Source organism: Photorhabdus luminescens subsp. luminescens (assembly GCF_001083805.1).
GTDB classification, from domain to species: domain Bacteria; phylum Pseudomonadota; class Gammaproteobacteria; order Enterobacterales; family Enterobacteriaceae; genus Photorhabdus; species Photorhabdus luminescens.
On the sequence record NZ_JXSK01000003.1, the window covers coordinates 287877 to 306473 of the forward strand.

An 18597-nucleotide genomic window follows, 5' to 3' on the forward strand; every position below is an offset into this window, starting at 1 on the left:
CGGTGTACATAAACTACATTAAGAGCTGTATTATTTTTGAGGCAATTAATATGGCAATTACTGATTCATGGCTGCGTTCAATTAACGGCAAACCACAAGAAAAGATGATCACTAAGTCCGATAGAGATGGTCTCTCTGTTCGTGTTACCCCCAGGGGGAAAGTTATATTTCAGTTTAGATACCGATGGGACGGTAAAGGAGATCGAATTGATATCGGCACGTATCCAGCAACGAGCTTAAAAGATGCTCGTGACTCAGTGATTTCTTATCGCGGGGAACTGGAGCAACATCGAAATCCCAAGACAGTTAAACGCGTTCGAAAAGAATCTGCATTGAGTGCGGTCACTGTGGAAAAGCTTATCCGGGAGTGGTGGAAAACGACAATGCAAGGTTCGAAAATTAACGCTGACCAGATATTGCGTTCTTTCGAAATTCATGTTTTCCCCAAAATTGGTAAATTGCCTCATGACGAGGTGACGCTTCATGTCTGGCTTACTTTAATTGAAGACGTAGCCAAACAGCTTCCATCAATTGGAACGCGTATATTGACCTATTCTAAAACCGCTCACCGATGGGCTGTTCGGCGAGGAATGACACATACAACCCCTTTGTCTGATGTAGCATCAAGTGACCTAAGAGGGAAGGTTGTTGATATCGATACAGACATTGATATCGATGTTGACACGGGAGAAAGGGCATTAAGTGAAGAGGAACTGGTGATTCTTTTTCGTATTATCAATTCCCCTAAATATAACCCGCGCAACGCATTAATAATAAAATTATGTCTGTTATTTGGGTGTCGTATTGGTGAATTACTGAAAGCTAAAGTTAATGATTTTGATTATGAGAAAAATATCTGGACTGTCCCTCCCGTAAACCATAAAACAGGGAGAAAATCCAAAAAACCTATTGTCAGACCGATTATTCCCGAAGCTAAAGAATTAATTGAACAGGCAAAGAAATTAAATCACGGGAGTGAATATTTGTTTACTGTATTTGATGGCAAACCCTTCAATAAAGGATCACATGCGAACATCATTGATGTTCTCAATAAAAAGATGGCACCTCACTTTGATCCTTACACTTCCTGGTCAATCCACGACTTACGCCGGACAATGCGCACCGGGGTTTCTGAATTAACGCCGCCTCACGTCGCTGAAACGATGATAGGTCATAAACTGCCGGGAGTGTGGCAGGTGTACGATAAGCACACCTACCTGAATGAACAGAGAGAGGCATATTCTCGCTGGTGGGAAAAGCTGACTAAAATTGTTTCCCGTTCTCCCAGTCAAGAATATCCTGCCACAAAAAATTAAGTTGGTCGGATTTAAACTTGGGCCTCGGGAAGCCTTCCCGCTTTTGCTTCCCGTTGCTCGCCCATAACCTTATCGTGTGTGGTGTTACACCGTACCGATCAGCGAGTTCTTTTGTTTTGATGTATGGCGATTGATTCATTTTTCATTTCCTCTTTGATAACCGTTCTCCAAAATTATTCGTGCCACTGTTGCCGGAGTTGTTTTGTCTGACCAGACCAAATCATCAATCAAGAAATTCAGTTCAGCAGCAAGTACGGCTTCTAAGTCTTTGGGCCAATACTCATACACAATATCGCTGTAATAAGAATCCTCGATGACTTTAAGTGTCACCAACACTATTTCTTCTGATGTTCTGGCGGCTTTTCTGTAACCGGCATTCCAGACAGCATCAGTGATATAGGATGGATCACCCCAGGCCGAGGCTATTACCTGAGTTAAGTGGAATGAATTATTGATCATACTTTTTCCTCACTGAACTAAAAATGTGATAGTTTGCACAACGTCAACAGAGTACGTTCCTTCATCTTCGCCACCGATGAGTATTGTGAAGTTCAAGGGCCATTCATGATCACATCCGCCGTGGGAATGCCAAAAATCTTCTGCCGCATCTTCAGCGATACTGTCCGGGGCAAAATATGGCGTGTGGCTTTTATACCTGCCTTTGACTCCCTCAACTGTGTATTCAAAGTACATTACTCACCTCCTCTGGTGATTCAGGTAATTCCATCCAGTGAGTTACATTAGATCTGTTTTCTTCAAAATCCCCGACACGGTGATTAAACCGATCGCAAGTAACAAATCCTTGGGCATCAGTTACTAAAAGGGTGTTGCTCCCAATCCTCTCACCAGGTAGCGCATCCTCAATCGATATCCACTCAGGGGTTACTCTGTCACCCAGTGAGATAATTACTGGCCTGCCGCCGAGAATGTTGGTATTGATGGAAAAAGTTGGTTCTTTGCCATCGGCATATTCAACAACAAATGTCATTTTTCCCACTTGTGAACTCCTTTTTTATTTCTTTATTACGTGATTTGCGGTGTTTCCTGGCTTTCTTCACTGGCGTTAACTTTACTCTGGCTACTTGCGGCGCTGGTGGCAGAGGAGGGCAAACGCCCTCGTGAATGTAAAAATTACGTTTCATGCGATGAATGGTACGCTGTGTATAGTCCCTGCCATCGTCGATATGGAATGCCGTTCTGACCAGTTCATCATCGGTATCTGTTATCGGGTGATGTTCTTCCGTCACTGCTCGCTCTCCCTGAAAAGGATTTTGTATGCCCGCAATACGTGCGTTGTTTTGCCTGTGATGACGGTTTTCTTTAATAGAAAGCCGACAGACGAAGCGCGAACAGATGTCATAAACAGGGCGGCATCGACACAACGGTTATGTTTGCGGCGTTCAGTTATAAAGCTGGTCACAATGATTTTTGAAACCATACCTTCATCAAGATATTTGATTTTCATAATTCCCACCCCCTCATTTCCCGCTCTATTACTTCGAAAATATCCTCTGGGCAGGGCATGACTATAAAAACAGGGTTGCCGTAATACTTGTTCGTCAGCGGGCAGAACCGAAAGCGGCAAGCTGTCTTCATGCCGGATGGCTCCATTATCATCGTTCCCACCCCATCAAACATCTGAGAGGGGTAGGACAGATACTCGGTGCGAAAGAACGGCATAACATCCTGCTTCTCTGTTGGGATGATTTTGTCAAAATCAGGAAAACGACCATTCAGTATTTTCAGATTATTAAAGCCAAACAGGCGACCATCTTCATCGTAGTGAAATGCCTTGCTACCTCCCTCTAAGTCTATCTTTGTGTTTTCAGCGGCTTCTGGAATATCGCCATCAAACCGAATAATCAGGTCAATCTCAGTGTCAATGTTGTGCTCCATACGAACGGCAACATGCCCGTTAGCAGCCTCAATATATTTAGGTGATATATGTACCCCGGTTAATCCGGGGTATTTTTCCGCCCGTTCTTCTTTGGCCACACAGACCAGTGCGGCACGTAATAAATTGGTATCAATAATCATGTGAGTCTCCTGTCAATGAAAGACGGGCATAGAGTCAAACTCGCCAGACTCTGCCGATTTGATTAATTCATCATGCAAGATAGAAAGCCCCTCGCGCCCTTTCTCAGATAGCCAATTGCCGTTCTCTGGCTGCATATTGATAAAATCCATGTACATTCTGACCGCCATATCCGCCCCGTCTTCGCTACCGGACCGCTCAAAGGCGAACCCCTCAATATGGGTTGCTAACATCACGCGCTCTACTAATGGGTAGACCGTGATTGCAGATACACCATTAACGTAAATCGCCGCGGTATCGGTGCCGCCTTTGTCGTTATCAACTTCACGAGTACCGTTTCTGTCTATTTGCTCTCGCACAAACGAGGCTGACACAATCCACCGCCACAACATCAACCGTTGATCGCTGGTCGGCGCATGGAAGCCTGCTTTCCAGCCCTGAGAAATAGCTGCTATCAATTCAAAGCCCAGTAATAAATCATGGTCATATTGACCCGCGTCCAACGATACCAATGCCTCCGCATAGCTCATGGTTTTGCTGTTCGCTGCCTCAGTGATGACAATGACGCCATATTTGCCGTAATCAAATGATGTTTCGGGGTGATATTTGTTCATTATTTATCTTCCCATTCTATAACCTGAAACAGTCCCATTTTGGGGTGATACCCTTTCGTTTTTCATTTCTGTTTCCTTATATTTGGCGTAAACACGTTAAGCCTATTTATGCCAATTGATTGTGAATAATTAAATGTCATATTATTTAATGAAGGTAATGCCGAATACCTCTAGCTAATTCATTTTCCATCGAACAGAGTAATTTATTCCTTAGCTGGATAATGACTTCTTTTTCCTCATTTACAATGTCCAAACTTTCTCCTGTTGTATATTCAACATGGCATTTATTTAAGTCTTCATCAAACGAGATAATAATTTCTAATCGTGCCGCCATTATTCACCCCTCCTTTTATCAGAAGATAAAAAACGGTGCCAATTCCATATCCAGAACTTAAATACCATCACATTGTATGAAGCAAGCTGTTTATATGTTTTTAATCCAAGTTCAGATAGTACGCGCTTTCTGACTTGATATACCCATAAGTTGCGGTAATGAAAAAAAACTATGACCGGTAAAAGCAGTATAAGAAATAAAGCTTCCATGATTAATCCTCCCATCCGATAACCTGAAATAAGCCCATTTTTGGGTGATACCATTTGGATTTACGTTGTTCGGCTTCACCCATCATCAGACGGAAAGCGTTCATGAAGTCCTCTTTAAATACGATTTTCATCGGACGAGGTTGTCCGTCTGGTGTCATGATAGTAATGCTGTCCGTTGGTACGTTGTACTGTTCAGCTAAGGTACGGCACTTGGCATTGGTCAATCCTGATTCAGTCGCAGCCAGAGAGAACCCAATCCAGCCCGTGGGAATAGCGCCTTGCTTGATTTGCTCAATGGTTTCATGAACCTGTTCAACTTTTTCTTCAACCTGGTTAAGGCGGCGTTCCTGTTCCACTTGCGCTAAGGCGTAAGCGAGGTTAAGTTCAGCCTGGGATTTTGGTTTTGTGGCGCCAGACTCCAGAGCAAACCAGCGATCAATGATGGCGGCCCGACGTCTTACGTCATATCCGGTGATCAGGATTTCGGTATTCCGGCGATCAAGGAGAATTTCACTGATAAAGCCACGCTCATCAATAACAACAGTAATCCCCGAAGTAAACATAACTTGTTGATTTCTATGATTCCTCAAAAATGAGGAATCAAATTCAATGCTATAAACGGCTTTCAGAATTTCCCGGATGTCACGAATAACGTTATCGTGACGCTTGTCTGTTAGCTCAGCAATTTCACGGCTGCTCATCATTGGCTGATTGCTGGTGGTGGTTACATTGGTCATTTTCATACCCCTTGCTTTTTCATTGCCTTAAGTAAGGCTTTCTTGAATTTCTTTTCTTGGCACAGGTCCAGGTACATAATCATTAGCGTTTTGTTTAACCAGATTTCATCAGTGTCGGGATCACGCCTGACACTATCGGGATAAATTGCGAGGTACTCTTTCACTGCATCCAGTGACAGGAACTCTTCCGGTGTTAATTTGCGTGCCTGTCTGCGATTGTGGGTTACTCTGGATTCCCGACTGACAGAAGTCACACCGGCTGTATGGGGTTTGTTTTGACAGCCCATTACAATCCCTCCACTTTATTAATGTGAGCCTTTAGAGCATCAGCGAGTTGTTTCGCTTCTCTCTCTTTTTTGCGACGTTGTTTGTTATCTGCTTGCCATTGTTCATAACGCTCTTGTAATGAATGACGTTTTAAATTCAGTTCAACGCGATATTCAGCCCATTCACGGTTAACTTGGTGCTTTGCATGTTCAGCGACTTTATTCCAGAGAGCTGCCGCAATTTCATATTTTTCATCTTTCTCACTTTGAATAGCTCTCTGTGAGAAATTAAAATGGGTAATATTCACTGTGAGTCCTTATTTACTGAAAGGTATATTCTGGTGAAAATCCACCGTGTTTAGCCCTTTCTGCAATTAACTTAATAAGCGCACTCATAAAGTCATCGCCTTCCTTTGTTAACTTCCAGTGTTTTGACAGATAATCGGTATAGCTATTTAAAATATAGTTATCAGCTTTCTCTCGCTTATATTCGTCATAAACAGGCGCTTCAAAAAACACATGTAAAGCTTTCTTTAATATCTCCTCTGATAATTCAACAGTACACATAGAACCATCATGAAGACTAACAGCAATGCAATGACTGTTGGTCTTTTTCACCATTGCATCGAGTTTTGCCGCGATTAAACGATTTCTGTAACGTTCAATTAATGTTTGATTACTCATAAATACAATCCTGTTTTTAGGCTGAGACCATCCTCAGCCATTAAGCTGTAATTAAAAGTTAACTGATTATTGCATTGTTAATTCAGCATGCACGGTTGTTATTTTTAGATGTTATTTTTTTACCCCCGTCAATCTGAATTCAACATTAACTTCATCAAATATACCTTTTAATAATTCGACTTCGCATTTTGCTTCATTGTCATTATCGGCTTCAACCCAGAGTGTTGTCGCTTGACTGTTAATTGAGAGATAGATAATTTCAACTTCGTACATTTTTACAACTCCTAAGATATGGCTTGCCTATTTTTGGCAGCGGCATTAATAAATTCTTTTTTTAATCGTTCGGCTTCAACGAAAGCGCCAATGTATTTTCTGCGCAATACCTCTATTTCCTTTCTACGCTTAAGCAATAATCTTATTCGCCTGACCGCTCTTTTATGACACTGGATATACTCAGGTAGTAATTCTCCTACTGTCCAGTTCACTACATTGTTTTCGCCAATTATTGGTCGGGCTGGGTAGTTGGTATCTCGTCCGGCCCGGCTAAATACTTTCTGCGTCATAATATGCGCCAATTTATTAATGGCATTACTACGACTAAAGCGTCTGTAAGAACGTCCATGACGACTAACAACATAGACGGGTAGCTCATGTATGCTGAATGCATCATCAATACCATTATCACTAATAAGCTCATCGGTATCAAAGCGGGAATAATCGATTTTCTCCAGTTTCATAATTTAAGCTCCTTCCAATATTCTTATTTCTTGTGCAAGATCGTTTGCTAGTTTGTGAGCAAGATCTGTTAATGTTGCTGTGCCTGTATCGGCTTTATCAGTAACAGCTTTACTGACGGGCACCATTAATGCTTCAAGGTGTTCAGATTTATCTAATAAATCTTTAAACTTTATTTTGCTGACATTAATTTGATTGTTTGTTATTTCAGGTTCCTTTTTGCCTTTAATCTTTTTTATCTGTTTCTCCATTGCTTCTATTTCTTTTAGCAGTCCAAAAACCAGATCTTGTATTGCACCGATGGCATAAGATTCATCACATTCTTTCTTATATGATTCTTGCCATATGTGGAGAAGGGCCTCTATCTGCTTTGTCTTTACCTCTGTATGTGAGAAAGAGGTCTCTAAATCAAACATAGCGGTCTCTAAATCAAACATAATCGCCTCTCTTTATTTATTGTTGTTATGCTCGCAATGTCAATTAAATTGGTAAGTTGTTTAATTACTTCCAATAGTAAAAGACTGTCCGGCCTGCCTTTGTTTTTCGATGAGGTATCAAGTTCATCGTAAATATCTTTAAGCTTAACTAATTCATTAAAGAAATTATCATTGTCAGCAAGATTTGGCTGGCTATTAACCACGGCAACAAATTGATCATGGAGTGCAATGTAGCTTTCCCAAATAATTTTAGCTGGAGTTACATTGACAGCCCGTGGTGAAAACAATGTTGTATTAAGCATGTTTCACCTCGTTTTTAGTGCTTCACTGGCAACTGAATGAATAACATCTATAATTTCACGGCTCAGCATTTCCTCTTCTTTATTTCTGGTCAGGTAACCTGCTGCCGCTGCTAATGCTTCTATTTTTCCGAGTGCATCTTCTGCCGCCAAATTAATGTAAGGACGATTGCGCAACTCTTCTGTAGTTTTGCTATTCACTCTTCACCTCCGCTATTTAAAGCCTCTTTAAGGGAGCGATTAATTTCATGGTTAATATCACACGCAAGAGCAATTAGATCGGTTAGGGTACTTGAACACTCTTCTTTAGCAGCAATATCTATAATGACTTCATAGAGCGATATAGCTAAACCAGGGCGGTATTTTGCATCGTCTAAAGTAATTGGTTTACGCATTGCGTACCTCGTTATTATTAATTTGACCTATCCATATGATGGAATATCCAGCTAATAATTTTTATAGCCAATTTTTATCTTGCTGATAATTTCTATCCGCACATTTAACTTTAACAAGTGATTTCTGTTCAAAGTTAGAATGTTTTGTCTCTGCAAAAATAAAAATTTTCATAATTTACTCTTACTCTTAGGTAGACCGCCGTAGCTTTTTCTATCATGAGATATTTAATGATACTTTGGTTTCCACAATGAATGTAACTATAGTATCTTTTTGTGTCAAGTGTTTTTGATACTTTAGATTCCATTAGAAGTAAAAAAAACCGGCTTTCGCCGGCTACTATTGTTTTTTAACTAAAAAATATCCCATCTAGCATCTACCACAACACCAATAATTTCTATGCTGTTGTCCATCTTTATCATGTGATAGCTTGGATTTAAAGGCTTGAGATATTCCCTTCCTATATCTACAACATATTTTTTGAATGTTACTTCGTTGGTTTTTTTCACTTCAGCTATAACATAGCACCCTGGGTATGGATCTTTTTCTGGATTAATTAATATGCTCATACCTTCAGGGAAAGTAATGCCGGAAGGGGAAGTCATGGAGTCTCCTTTAACGTCTAGCCAATACCCCTTTTCTCCCGCATATTTTATTGAGTCGTGCCAGTTTTCTATATCAAACACACTGTAATCATCACCACTACGAGCAAAGGAACCAGCTTGCACCCAGTTGATTTTTGGGTATTTATATCTGTATTCTGGTTGCCTTGCTGAGTATATATTTTCTCGTGATAAATCGGCGTTATTTATAGTTGAGTGTATTGTTGGCTCACCTAAATCATACTGAAAGTCTTTTCCTGTTTGTAACCAAATTGGATCTACTTTTAACACTTTAGCTATTTTAAATAACGTATTTGCATTAAATGTTTTTGTTAAACCTTGTTCAGCTTTACTTATTGCTACCCTTGTTACTTTTGCTTTTTCTGCCAACTCCTGTTGGGTTAACTTGGCTTTCTTTCTGCTTTTAATCAATCTCTCTGCAAAATCGTTCATATACCCCCCCCTTCTGTCATAAATCGATGGAAACTAAAGTAGCATTTTAATTTGATACTTTGGAGTCTACATGATAGATTAATTTGATACTATAGTTACATTTCGGGTGGTTGAGATGACATTATATGAAATATTAAAAAATATTTATAAAACAAATGCAGCTATCGGTCACGCATTCCCAAAAAAAGGTAAGCCCAGAAGCAGTCAAGGTGTTGGTAAATGGAAAAAACGCGGTGTACCGGATGATGTAGCAATCCTATGTCATATCAATCCTGATGTCCCGTATATACATGAACCGCTGAAAAATAACTTCGTGCATTTTGATCTGCCTAAAGTATTTCCGCTATCGGAAGATGAACATGTTTCCTAACGTTCAAGTATCAATGCCATCTCAATATTTTCCTGATGACGGCAAGTGGATACAGGAGATGTTACTGAATCTTGATCCGGCTACACGGGCAAAAATCACGGTTAAGTATGCCGAGGTTTATCAAATCGCATGGGATGAAGAACCGGTTTCATATCGGAAAGATAACGCAGCGAGGCGGGCGGCAAACATCAGGCTCAGGGAGTTTGTCAGGAAATATGCAAGAGCGAGTCAGGGTTATACCGAGAAGCCGCTTAGGGCACCGAAAGCACGGCCAGAGAACCAGCCCCAATCGGAGGTGGCAGGATGATCACAGTGGTATCAGGCAGTACGGAAAAGGCTGTGTCTTCTGGCTGTGGGATCGGTGGTGAGGGGATCACTAGGGCTAGCCATGAAAAAACAGCCAAATGAGAATGATTATCAAAGTGGGTAAAAAACCTCAAAAAAACCCAAAAAAGTGGCAGTCAGGAAAAAGTATTAAATAAGTACCCCCTTATTTTTTTTAGGACAAATGAGAATGATTATCAAAAACGAAAAAGCAGAAAAGATCATCCAAAAACATCGTGCTCTTGTGAGCTGGAAGCCTGCACGGGCCATTGCTGAATTAGTCGCTGCTGGCATGTCAGAGTCTGAGGCCGCCGCGATGGTCAAGGCCAATGCGCCAGCCCGGAAAACACATAAACCCCACAAACCTCATAAGCCCCACAACAGCCATGCAAAGCCAGTGGATCTGGAAGCGCTGAGCACTCACTACCTCGTGGTGGGTGATTATGACCTGCTGAGTCTCAAGCATCAGGACGCATTGATTGCCGCTATCCGAAACGGAAAAGGCAAAAGCTCATGGCATGATGAACCAATGGCGGTAACGCTGTTCGGGTTAGTTAAAGCCTATCCGATTATCACGACAGCCGAGGTGAATAAATTCCTCTGCCGTGACGCATTTATCGACAGCATTCCGTTGTTCATTGACGGGGAGATGTTTGAGGGTGAAGTCATGCCATCAGCGAATAACGACAGCGTGAAGGGGGTATTTCGCGCCGTTAAGCAACTGAAAAAAATCACTGACCATCTGGTGGATACCGGCGAATTAACCTTCAAAAAATACCTTGACCGGGTACCGACTGACGAAGACGTCAAACGTGCGGTGGGTATCGTTGCGCCTGTCATCGTTAATCCCTATTTCCACCAAATTGACTATGAGCGCCAATACAACGATATGCCTGCACGTGAGCATGCTGAGGACAGTAAGCGGATTATCAATGAATGGAAAAAAGAACTGAAAATCAAAGGAAGCAAGAAACCGGTGGAACTTTAGCGAGCCATACACCGGTTCTTGCAAAGGAGACGAAATAATGAACATCACATCTCAAAGAGATTATGTCACTAATACCGACTTATTCGCAACCTTATGCGGCACTCAGCAATTGATTGATGTTGCTATCACGCTGATTAGGGAGGGTCGAAATCTTGAGGCCGAAAGCCTATTGCGAAGGGTGAATACGGCTTCTTCGTCTGCTATCGAACACCACAAGACGGCATTATTGCGTAAATAAGGGGTATTCATGTTGACGATAACACCCAATACGACCCAGAGCCGCGCTTTGTCCATGTTGCGTCAGAACTGGAAACAACACAGTACCTTCATGGTGTATGCGCCCACAGGCAGCGGTAAAACAGGCTTATCGGCATTCATCACAGACGGATTTGTTTCTCGCGGTATGCGGGTGATGTTTGTCGCGCCTTACCTGACTCTGGTTCGTCAGACTGCCACCCGGTTTATTCAGTACGGACTGCCGGAAGAAGAAATTGGCTACGTGTGGCGGGATTACCAGCCTCACGACCCGGACAGACTGATTCAAATTGCCTCGGCTGACACGTTAATCCGCCGTGACTTCCCGGACAACATCGATCTGTTGATCATTGACGAAGCCCATTTACGCCGTAAAAAGTTGCTTGAAGTCATTCAGTATCTGGCAGAGAACACCGGTGTAAAAGTGATTGGCCTGTCAGGAACGCCGTTTTCCCCCTTTCTGGGAAACTACTATCAACAGCTCTTGAAACCCACAACAATGAAAGAGCTTATCGCTAAAGGCGAACTCAGTTCCTATGAATTTTATGCCCCCACCAAGCCGGACCTGAAAGGCGTAAAAGTAACTTCCAGTGATGACTTTGGGCAGGATTACAAAGAGGACCAGCTAGCCGAAATCATGGGGGATTCAACGCTGGTGGGCGATATCGTCAAAAATTGGCTGGTGAATGGTAATGATGAACCCACGATTTGCTTTTGCGTCAACGTGGCCCACGCCAATTTTATCACGGTTGAATTTAACAAAGCCGGTGTCAATGCCGAGGTCATCATTGCTGAGACACCCCCGGAAGAAAGACAAATCATCATCCATCGGTTTGAACAGGGCGCAACAAAGATCCTGGTGAGTGTTAGTACGCTGATAGCGGGATTTGACAGTGACGTCCGGTGCATTATCTACGCCCGCCCGACTAAATCAGAGATTAGATGGACCCAATGCCTTGGCAGAGGCTTAAGGACTGCGCCCGGTAAAGAAACCTGTCTTATCTTCGATCACTCCGGCACGGTTCACCGCCTCGGTTACCCGGATGATATCGAATATGACGAGCTGCCATCCAAAAACGACGGGATGAAAGAGGCCTCTCGTCGCACTGACAGCGACAAAGCTGAAAAACTCCCGAAAGAATGCCCCAATTGCCACTTTATGAAGCCGGCAGGCGTCTATGTTTGCCCCAAGTGTGGATTTAAGCCCTTAAGCGGTGAAGATGTGGAAGTGGATCGCTCGCGTGGGCTGAAAAAACTTAGTGGTAAGGACCGAGTTTACAGCAAGGCAGAACGTCAAAGCTGGTGGTCCCAAATCAAGTATTACCAGCGCCAGCGAGCCAACCAAGGGAAGCCCATTTCTGATGGCTGGTGTGCCCATACCTTTAGAGACAAATTCAGTGAGTACCCCAATGGCTTAAACGACCACCCGGTAGAGATCACGCCAGAAGTGAACAACTTCATCAAATGGAAACTGATTGCTTATGCAAAAAGCCAGGAGAAAAAACAACTCAGTTCAGCCACGCAGGGAGGTAGTTTATGAAAACAACGGATGCCGTTATCGGAAAATGGTCGATAGTTTTTGAGCATTACGGTTTGCCCCCCATCACAGGGAAAAAGCACTACAAAGGCAAGTGTCCTATTTGCGGACAGAAAGGTAAGTATCGTTGTGATGATCAAGATGGACGAGGAACTTTTATTTGTGTCTGTAATACCGGTGACGGCTGGAAATTACTTTCACTGACGCAAAAAAAAGACTTCGGAACGCTCGCAAAAGAAGTGGATGAAATTATTGGCAATACGTATGCCTATCAGCCCGAAAGCGCTCAAGACTCCATCAATAAAGATGACCGGTCACTATTTCGTGACAGGGTGATTAGGAAGTATGCCACGCTGGTGAATCTGCGCGGAACGTCAGCCGAAAGTTATTTACGCAACCGGGGGATTCACTGTTTACCCGTCGAACAAATCAGGTATTGCCATCATCAACCCGTAGGAATGAAAGCGTTTCAGGCCATGTATTCTCTGGCGACGGATGATAGAGGTGCGCTTTGTTACCTGCACCGGACGCTATTAGAGGGTGATAAAAAAGCCAATATGGATATCGCCAAAAAAACGTATTCCCTACAGTCTGATGATTATTTAAAGCACACCGGCTCTGTGGCTATCCGCATGTTTCCCGTTTCATCAACGCTGGGGATCACAGAAGGCATAGAAACCGCTCTCTCATGCAAACAGATATACGGTTGCAACACCTGGCCGACTATGAATGCGGGATTTATGGGGAAATTCCGGGTACCGAGAGGGGTTAAACACTTAATTATTTTCGCTGATATGGACCTGTATTCAGCGACCGGACACGCGGCCGCTTTTGAGTGTGCCAGAGGCAATCTCATTGCCAAAAACGATTTAGAAACGGTCAGTATTCGCTGGCCTGATCATGGTGATTTCAATGACGTACTTGTTAACGGTGATGAAGTGCGTGAACTGTCTTTTAAGAAGTGGGCGGAATAATGAAGATGACTGATAACTTAAAACATAAAACGCTATTTGCCATTCCTGAACCAAGCTACAGTACGGCACTGGCAACTGTGAAACCGTTACCGGTTCAGCGCAAGATTACCGGAAACAAACAGGTGGATGCTTACCTGTGGGTATTGGAAGTTATTAAAACCAACGAGTCCGCACATCTTGACGCCGCCGAGGAAGCGTTGAAGAAACTAAAAATCACCCCGAAAGAGGCACAGAAAAAATATTCCGATTACCTGATGAAGTCAGGAGTGCATGCCTTTCAGATTGCGTTTGGCACGATAAGTATGGACAACCCACAAGGCTATATTGACCGGGCGAAAGAGCAGATCAAGGAGGCGGTTAAGGTCAGGGCTTCTTTTGCAAGCTATGAGGCTGCGCTGGAACTGACCGAACCAGAAAAATTAATGCTGGTGGGGGAGCTGGCAGAAATTTATGAACCTTTCTACTACTGGAACGAGAAAGAGCAAGCAGAGGGGTGTATGTATGGTGATCGCGTTAATGAAACGGATAAATTACGCAAGGCGACGGCCAAGGGTTTCACTGAACAACTCCCAGAGCCGCATACCTTGTCTGATGTTATTCGTGAGTTCCTTTATTGGGATTGGTTGTATCAGATGCGCAATGTGGCGGCTAAAGAACTTGATCCCGGTGGATACGGCATTGATGAGAGAAATTATATCTATGACCGGGAAGATTATCTTGAGGGGCGTTTGGCAGTCATCCCGGCTATGAACCGTCAGGAAGCGATAGACGTTTGTAAGTGGGTACTGTCCGAAGAGCGATTCCATGACCGCTCAGAACTGACCGACAAGATTATCCTGAATCTGGTGGGGGAATGTGCCGCATGAAATTAGAATCAGCACTAAAACATTTCAGCCCGAAAGGACTGGCAATCAATCATTCGTCTAAATGCACGTCAACAGACCGGATCACCGGTACTGATATCATGGCGGCATTAGGCATGGCCGAGTCTAAGGCTGAATTTGGAATGGCGGCGTTCTTCGGCAAACACGGCGTCAGCAATGAAGATACCATACGAACCGTTGAGCAACTGACTTTGTATGCCAGACGTCAGGTACCCAAACTTATTACCAAAGCGAGTGGGCGCCAGTTAGGAAAATGCTTGGTGATTTTAGCGAAAATAGCCTTTGAGGAATATTCCCGGTCAGCCGCCACAACCAGCACATGCTCACACTGCAATGGGCGTGGGCTAATATCCGTTCAGCGTGATGTGATTAAGTATGCGGGATATAAGGATGTGATAGAGCAACGCGTAGAAACTGAGCGTGTAGATGAACTTTGCTCTCCTTGTAACGGCAAAGGGATTGTATCCAGTCGTTGCCGTTGTAATGGTACCGGGAAAGTCGTTGATCGTGAAGCAACCAAAGCCACGGGTGCGCCAGTGATTAAAATCTGTGAGCGCTGTTCTGGTCGTGGTTATAGCCGGGTGCCATCCTCAGTCGCATATACAGCAATTAAGGCTCTCCTGCCAGAGCTAACCCAATCAAGCTGGTCACGTAATTGGAAGCCATTCTATGAAAAGCTGGTGGCGAAATGTGATATCGAGGAAAGCAGAGCTGCATCTGAATTTAGCAAAGTAACGCGATAAAAAAGAGAGGGCTTGCGTTTTGCATAAACTTGGCGTAATCTCTCCAAATAGTGGGGAATTGTAGCTATGCTCACTAACGAATATTCAGACCCGCCTAGGTGCGGGTTTTTCTATTTCTACCAGTAGCAAACTCAAGGTTTACAACTAGATGGCTGTGCATAGCATGGCTTTTTGTCTTTCGGCCAAAGTAAACGACCCCTGAGCGGGGCCGTTGGATTATGGAATTAGCTGTTCTGGAGTGCAGTTGTATAGTGCGGCCAGTTTTTCTCGTGTGCGCTTCTGTGGTCGATCTGAAGCCTCCCACTGAGACACGGTTGATTGAGCCGTGTTGAGTTTTTCAGCTACCTCATGCTGAGACAGCCCACGATAGATGCGCCAGGCTGCCAGAATAGAAACATCCTGATCAACCATAATGGACACGACGCCGTTAGGCACGGTCACATCATCATATTTTGACGGCGTGTATGGCACATCCTCCCAATCTTCCTTTGTGCTGAGAAGTTTTTCATATTCAGCTACTGGCAGAACAACATATTGAGGTTTTCCTGCTTCATCATTTATGTATTGCATTTTCATGTATTCATCCGTGTGGCCAAGAGTCGCGGTGAATTTAATAATGAGGAAATGGCGGGTTGCCCCGCCTAGTACGTTGTCGATGTTCTCCGTTTGACTGCCATTATCGAGCAGATGACCGGCTCGCCGTCAGTGATTTCAAAGATTATCCTGTATTCACCAACCCGTAGTCTGTATTGGCTATCAAGGTCATGAAGCTTCTTGATGTCCAACGTCACTGCGGGGAAAGTTTCAAGTTGGTTAACCTTCTCATTGATAGCTTTTCGGTATCGGGTATCGATTGAAAGCAACTGTTTTCGTGCCTTCCTCGTCCATTGAACCGTAACCATCGTTTCCTCATTTGTTAAAGAGCCTATCCGTTTGGGATGATTAGATAATACGATTTTAATCGCATTCTGTCAATAAAATGCGATTAAAATACGATATTATTTTCAGGGCTGCGCAATGCGTGGCCTTTTTACTTTATACGACGCTGATCACCCGGAACTGAATCCGGGCTTTATTCGCTGATTGGGTGATTATTATGATGTGTGCTTATTGGCGGCAACCATAGCTGGCAATGTGAATGCGTAAAGTAAAAATGTTTCCACAAAATTAAGAAGCTCTCTCGTTTCGGACTCACTGAACTCTTCATCTGAGTGCACAGAAGCATTTCCATCTAGTCTGATGATTTTTGCCCATTGAGCCATCTCGTTCGTTATTTTGCCGCTATCTTTAAGCTTAAAGATTTGCGCCGAAAGATTATTGGCGTTTATGCCATCGGCAACACCTAGAACTTTAGTTGAAATATCCAATGCCTTCCTTGCAAGCATGACAGATGTAGAGAATCTTCTCCGCATGAAATTATCTTTCGCTTCAAAATAGACATTTGAAATATTCGGCGGAACATGCTCTGGAGCAAGAGGGATATTAGGTTCTGGGTATGTGTTTACAACCTCTCCATAGGTGTCATCGTTCGGGGAAAAAACAATATCCATATTGTAGTTACCTGCGCGTAACAGGTACCCGCCGCCTCTGACTGTATTTTCATCTGGATCAACCTCAGCAACGGTGACGCCGTTACAGCTTCGGCATAAAAAAACCATCCCTAATAATCGTTTTTGACTAAGGGTAAATTCTGACATGCACTCAAGTATAGGGTTTTCCCTGAGGCAGTGAGGGCATATAACATCTTGTAAGGAAACCGTTGGCATGAATAATTTAACTCCGGTAGTTAATGAAATTAATATTGCGCTCCAGCATTCAAAGCGTCCTGAGGTTACGCTGTTCCACTATTATCAGACAGCCTCAGAGGCTATGAAGAGTACTATCGTATTATCAATGATAGGGAAGCTTATAGAGCAGCAAAAGCGACTAAACAAAATATAAGATACGTATGAAATCTACCATTTATCACTACGCATAGGCCACGACTATTCGCGGCCTTTTTCTTTTCACGCCCGTTTAACGGGGACCTAATCCCCAGCGGGGGTGGAAATATGAAACTCATGGACAAGCAGCCTGACATCTGGATGCAGCTATGGCTATGGCTGCTATCAGTCAAAGAACAAGGTTTAGGTGCGGCACTGGCGGCCACAATGGCTTACCTCAGAGGTCGCTATAACGGAGGTAAGTTCTGGAAGACAATTATTGACGCAATGATGTGTGCGTTAATTGCATGGTTCATTCGTGACTTACTCGTCTTTCTAAATTTAAGCACGGACTTAGCCTACATCGGCAGTGTCATTATTGGTTATCTGGGAACTGACTTTTTCGGCCAGTTAATGCGTGGAACTTTGAATCGTAAAGCGGGAGTATCTGATGCAAATCAGTGAGAAAGGTTTGAAAGCGCTGAAGAGTTATGAAGGTTGCAGTTTAACTGCGTATCGTTGTCCAGGCGGAATATGGACAATCGGCTACGGCCACACGTTAGGCGTCAAGCCCGGTAACGTAACCACAGAGGCCCAAGCCGAGCAGTTCTTACTTGATGATTTGGCCCCGGTTTACATCACGATTGAGCATAACGTTAAAGTGAAACTGACACAGGGCCAGTTTGACGCGCTTTGCTCGTTTATCTTCAATTGTGGCGCTGGCGCTCTCGTCCGTTCTACTTTGCTTAAGAAGCTCAACGCTGGTGATTATAAGGGTGCGGCGGGTGAGTTCATGAGATGGAATATGGCTGGTGGACGTGTATTACCGGGGCTAGACGCTCGCAGGGCATCGGAAAAAACGATGTTTTTATCATGAGCCTCCGAACAAAGGGTATGAATATGAATGATACATTATTTGCTCTGATGTGTGCATTGATTGGCTGGTCATGGTTTCTGTTGTTGGTATTACTGCTATGAAATTCAACACGCAGTATTACACGCTTATTGCACTGATTATTGTTTCACTCACAGCTTATTACTATCACTCTGCATTACAGAAAGAGCGGCATGTAACAAAGCAACAGCAGTCAGAAATCCAGCAACTCACAGACGCTATCGATTACCAAAACTCTCACATCACAATGTTGAATGAATTGGATATTAAGCATACAAAGGAACTTGCTCATGCGAAATCTGAAATTGATGGCCTTCGTGATGATGTTGCCGCTGGTCGTCGCCGGTTGCGCATCGCGGCCACCTGTAGTCAGGGTGAAGCCAGGTCCTCCGGCAGCGTGGGCCATGCAGCCACCCCACGACTTAACCCGGCAGTTGAACAAGATTATTTCGATCTCCGAAGAATGATTGTTGAGAACGAGCAGCAAACTAAGTACTTGCAGGACTACATCAAAACCCAGTGTCAGTAACAGCCCAGTCAATCTGGGTCTTTTTATATCCGAATTTCACCGCGCACCGCAGCGCAATTCAC

General features: G+C 43.6%; 35 protein-coding genes. 13 read left to right on the top strand and 22 right to left on the bottom strand.

Translation table 11 applies throughout. From position 1 onward, the window contains the following. Window positions 1-50 precede the first annotated feature (50 nt). A complete protein-coding gene (locus tag TI10_RS09420; protein WP_049583365.1) occupies window positions 51-1316 on the top strand; it encodes a tyrosine-type recombinase/integrase in 1266 nt (421 codons plus the stop codon). A 135-nt stretch (window positions 1317-1451) separates the two neighbouring features. Here the strand turns inward: TI10_RS09420 and TI10_RS09430 are convergent, their stop codons facing one another. The 19 genes from TI10_RS09430 to TI10_RS09520 all read right to left on the bottom strand — a co-directional run bounded on the left by TI10_RS09430 (window position 1452) and on the right by TI10_RS09520 (window position 9114). Next, window positions 1452-1775, bottom strand: a complete 324-nt coding sequence (locus TI10_RS09430) for a hypothetical protein (RefSeq protein WP_049583059.1) — start codon at window positions 1773-1775, stop codon at window positions 1452-1454. 9 nt (window positions 1776-1784) lie between these two features. After that, window positions 1785-2009 (bottom strand): hypothetical protein, encoded by a 225-nt coding sequence (locus tag TI10_RS09435; protein ID WP_049583060.1) that lies wholly within the window; start codon window positions 2007-2009, stop codon window positions 1785-1787. Beyond that, window positions 1999-2304 (bottom strand): DUF551 domain-containing protein, encoded by a 306-nt coding sequence (locus TI10_RS09440; protein WP_049583061.1) that lies wholly within the window; start codon window positions 2302-2304, stop codon window positions 1999-2001. Before TI10_RS09440 ends, TI10_RS09435 begins: the two co-directional genes overlap by 11 nt. Further along, window positions 2288-2563 carry a hypothetical protein gene (locus TI10_RS09445; protein ID WP_049583062.1) on the bottom strand — a complete coding sequence of 92 codons (276 nt, stop codon included), beginning with the start codon at window positions 2561-2563 and terminating at the stop codon, window positions 2288-2290. The genes TI10_RS09440 and TI10_RS09445 overlap by 17 nt, the downstream gene beginning before the upstream one ends. Then, a complete protein-coding gene (locus TI10_RS09450; RefSeq protein WP_049583063.1) occupies window positions 2560-2781 on the bottom strand; it encodes a hypothetical protein in 222 nt (73 codons plus the stop codon). Before TI10_RS09450 ends, TI10_RS09445 begins: the two co-directional genes overlap by 4 nt. Beyond that, window positions 2778-3353: a beta clamp domain-containing protein gene (locus tag TI10_RS23160; protein WP_053093436.1), complete on the bottom strand. Its 576-nt coding sequence runs from the start codon at window positions 3351-3353 to the stop codon at window positions 2778-2780. Before TI10_RS23160 ends, TI10_RS09450 begins: the two co-directional genes overlap by 4 nt. 12 nt (window positions 3354-3365) lie before the next feature. Further along, window positions 3366-3965, bottom strand: a complete 600-nt coding sequence (locus tag TI10_RS09460; RefSeq protein WP_049583065.1) for a hypothetical protein — start codon at window positions 3963-3965, stop codon at window positions 3366-3368. Between the two features lie 145 nt (window positions 3966-4110). Then, on the bottom strand, window positions 4111-4299 hold the full coding sequence (locus tag TI10_RS09465; RefSeq protein WP_049583066.1) for a hypothetical protein: 189 nt from the start codon (window positions 4297-4299) through the stop codon (window positions 4111-4113). A 211-nt stretch (window positions 4300-4510) separates the two neighbouring features. Further along, on the bottom strand, window positions 4511-5245 hold the full coding sequence (locus tag TI10_RS23635) for a Rha family transcriptional regulator (protein WP_162202250.1): 735 nt from the start codon (window positions 5243-5245) through the stop codon (window positions 4511-4513). A 2-nt stretch (window positions 5246-5247) separates the two neighbouring features. Then, entirely contained in the window at window positions 5248-5532 is a 285-nt protein-coding gene (locus TI10_RS09480; protein WP_049583068.1) for a hypothetical protein, read from the bottom strand. Then, window positions 5532-5819, bottom strand: a complete 288-nt coding sequence (locus tag TI10_RS09485; RefSeq protein WP_049583069.1) for an ANR family transcriptional regulator — start codon at window positions 5817-5819, stop codon at window positions 5532-5534. The genes TI10_RS09480 and TI10_RS09485 overlap by 1 nt, the downstream gene beginning before the upstream one ends. Before the next feature lie 13 nt (window positions 5820-5832). Then, window positions 5833-6195, bottom strand: coding sequence for a hypothetical protein (locus TI10_RS09490; protein WP_049583070.1), 363 nt, complete (start codon window positions 6193-6195; stop codon window positions 5833-5835). 111 nt (window positions 6196-6306) lie between these two features. After that, window positions 6307-6468: a hypothetical protein gene (locus TI10_RS24950; protein ID WP_155416471.1), complete on the bottom strand. Its 162-nt coding sequence runs from the start codon at window positions 6466-6468 to the stop codon at window positions 6307-6309. 11 nt (window positions 6469-6479) lie between these two features. Beyond that, entirely contained in the window at window positions 6480-6932 is a 453-nt protein-coding gene (locus tag TI10_RS09495) for a hypothetical protein (protein WP_049583071.1), read from the bottom strand. A gap of 3 nt (window positions 6933-6935) precedes the next feature. Further along, a complete protein-coding gene (locus tag TI10_RS09500; protein WP_049583072.1) occupies window positions 6936-7367 on the bottom strand; it encodes a hypothetical protein in 432 nt (143 codons plus the stop codon). After that, window positions 7355-7669 (bottom strand): hypothetical protein, encoded by a 315-nt coding sequence (locus TI10_RS09505; RefSeq protein WP_049583073.1) that lies wholly within the window; start codon window positions 7667-7669, stop codon window positions 7355-7357. Before TI10_RS09505 ends, TI10_RS09500 begins: the two co-directional genes overlap by 13 nt. Window positions 7670-7672: 3 nt before the next feature. After that, window positions 7673-7867 carry a hypothetical protein gene (locus tag TI10_RS09510; protein ID WP_049583074.1) on the bottom strand — a complete coding sequence of 65 codons (195 nt, stop codon included), beginning with the start codon at window positions 7865-7867 and terminating at the stop codon, window positions 7673-7675. Continuing rightward, a complete protein-coding gene (locus TI10_RS09515) occupies window positions 7864-8061 on the bottom strand; it encodes a hypothetical protein (RefSeq protein WP_049583075.1) in 198 nt (65 codons plus the stop codon). The genes TI10_RS09510 and TI10_RS09515 overlap by 4 nt, the downstream gene beginning before the upstream one ends. Window positions 8062-8412: 351 nt before the next feature. Continuing rightward, complete coding sequence (locus TI10_RS09520) at window positions 8413-9114, bottom strand: helix-turn-helix domain-containing protein (protein ID WP_049583077.1); 702 nt, start codon at window positions 9112-9114, stop codon at window positions 8413-8415. 115 nt (window positions 9115-9229) lie between these two features. Here TI10_RS09520 and TI10_RS09525 point away from each other — a divergent pair, with 115 nt between their 5' ends. The 8 genes from TI10_RS09525 (at window position 9230) to TI10_RS09560 (ending at window position 15189) form a co-directional block, all read left to right on the top strand. Beyond that, on the top strand, window positions 9230-9484 hold the full coding sequence (locus tag TI10_RS09525; RefSeq protein WP_053093437.1) for a hypothetical protein: 255 nt from the start codon (window positions 9230-9232) through the stop codon (window positions 9482-9484). After that, window positions 9474-9791, top strand: a complete 318-nt coding sequence (locus TI10_RS09530; protein ID WP_049583078.1) for a hypothetical protein — start codon at window positions 9474-9476, stop codon at window positions 9789-9791. Before TI10_RS09525 ends, TI10_RS09530 begins: the two co-directional genes overlap by 11 nt. Window positions 9792-10052: 261 nt before the next feature. Continuing rightward, complete coding sequence (locus tag TI10_RS09535) at window positions 10053-10796, top strand: hypothetical protein (protein ID WP_244161557.1); 744 nt, start codon at window positions 10053-10055, stop codon at window positions 10794-10796. Between the two features lie 37 nt (window positions 10797-10833). Then, the gene (locus TI10_RS09540; protein ID WP_049583080.1) at window positions 10834-11034 is read left to right on the top strand and encodes a hypothetical protein; all 201 of its coding nucleotides are present in this window, start codon (window positions 10834-10836) and stop codon (window positions 11032-11034) included. Between the two features lie 9 nt (window positions 11035-11043). Further along, complete coding sequence (locus TI10_RS09545) at window positions 11044-12591, top strand: DEAD/DEAH box helicase (RefSeq protein WP_049583081.1); 1548 nt, start codon at window positions 11044-11046, stop codon at window positions 12589-12591. Next, the gene (locus tag TI10_RS09550; protein ID WP_049583082.1) at window positions 12588-13562 is read left to right on the top strand and encodes a DUF7146 domain-containing protein; all 975 of its coding nucleotides are present in this window, start codon (window positions 12588-12590) and stop codon (window positions 13560-13562) included. The genes TI10_RS09545 and TI10_RS09550 overlap by 4 nt, the downstream gene beginning before the upstream one ends. A 5-nt stretch (window positions 13563-13567) precedes the next feature. Then, on the top strand, window positions 13568-14428 hold the full coding sequence (locus TI10_RS09555) for a hypothetical protein (protein WP_049583370.1): 861 nt from the start codon (window positions 13568-13570) through the stop codon (window positions 14426-14428). Continuing rightward, the gene (locus TI10_RS09560; protein ID WP_049583083.1) at window positions 14425-15189 is read left to right on the top strand and encodes an antitermination protein; all 765 of its coding nucleotides are present in this window, start codon (window positions 14425-14427) and stop codon (window positions 15187-15189) included. Before TI10_RS09555 ends, TI10_RS09560 begins: the two co-directional genes overlap by 4 nt. A gap of 216 nt (window positions 15190-15405) precedes the next feature. On the opposite strand, the gene TI10_RS09565 is transcribed toward TI10_RS09560, so the two are convergent. The 3 genes from TI10_RS09565 to TI10_RS09575 all read right to left on the bottom strand — a co-directional run bounded on the left by TI10_RS09565 (window position 15406) and on the right by TI10_RS09575 (window position 16955). Further along, complete coding sequence (locus TI10_RS09565) at window positions 15406-15765, bottom strand: helix-turn-helix domain-containing protein (RefSeq protein ID WP_046396441.1); 360 nt, start codon at window positions 15763-15765, stop codon at window positions 15406-15408. Between the two features lie 65 nt (window positions 15766-15830). Next, window positions 15831-16091, bottom strand: coding sequence for a type II toxin-antitoxin system RelE family toxin (locus TI10_RS09570; protein ID WP_049583084.1), 261 nt, complete (start codon window positions 16089-16091; stop codon window positions 15831-15833). Between the two features lie 192 nt (window positions 16092-16283). Beyond that, the gene (locus tag TI10_RS09575; RefSeq protein ID WP_049583085.1) at window positions 16284-16955 is read right to left on the bottom strand and encodes a DUF4145 domain-containing protein; all 672 of its coding nucleotides are present in this window, start codon (window positions 16953-16955) and stop codon (window positions 16284-16286) included. On the opposite strand from TI10_RS09575, the gene TI10_RS24955 reads away from it, so the two are divergent. The 4 genes from TI10_RS24955 (at window position 16954) to TI10_RS24420 (ending at window position 18535) form a co-directional block, all read left to right on the top strand. After that, a complete protein-coding gene (locus tag TI10_RS24955; RefSeq protein ID WP_155416472.1) occupies window positions 16954-17130 on the top strand; it encodes a hypothetical protein in 177 nt (58 codons plus the stop codon). The genes TI10_RS09575 and TI10_RS24955 overlap by 2 nt on opposite strands. Window positions 17131-17240: 110 nt before the next feature. Continuing rightward, window positions 17241-17576, top strand: a complete 336-nt coding sequence (locus TI10_RS09580; RefSeq protein ID WP_049583086.1) for a phage holin, lambda family — start codon at window positions 17241-17243, stop codon at window positions 17574-17576. Further along, complete coding sequence (locus TI10_RS09585) at window positions 17563-17988, top strand: lysozyme (protein ID WP_049583087.1); 426 nt, start codon at window positions 17563-17565, stop codon at window positions 17986-17988. The genes TI10_RS09580 and TI10_RS09585 overlap by 14 nt, the downstream gene beginning before the upstream one ends. A gap of 97 nt (window positions 17989-18085) precedes the next feature. Continuing rightward, the gene (locus tag TI10_RS24420) at window positions 18086-18535 is read left to right on the top strand and encodes a lysis protein (RefSeq protein ID WP_049583372.1); all 450 of its coding nucleotides are present in this window, start codon (window positions 18086-18088) and stop codon (window positions 18533-18535) included. Window positions 18536-18597: the final 62 nt, after the last annotated feature.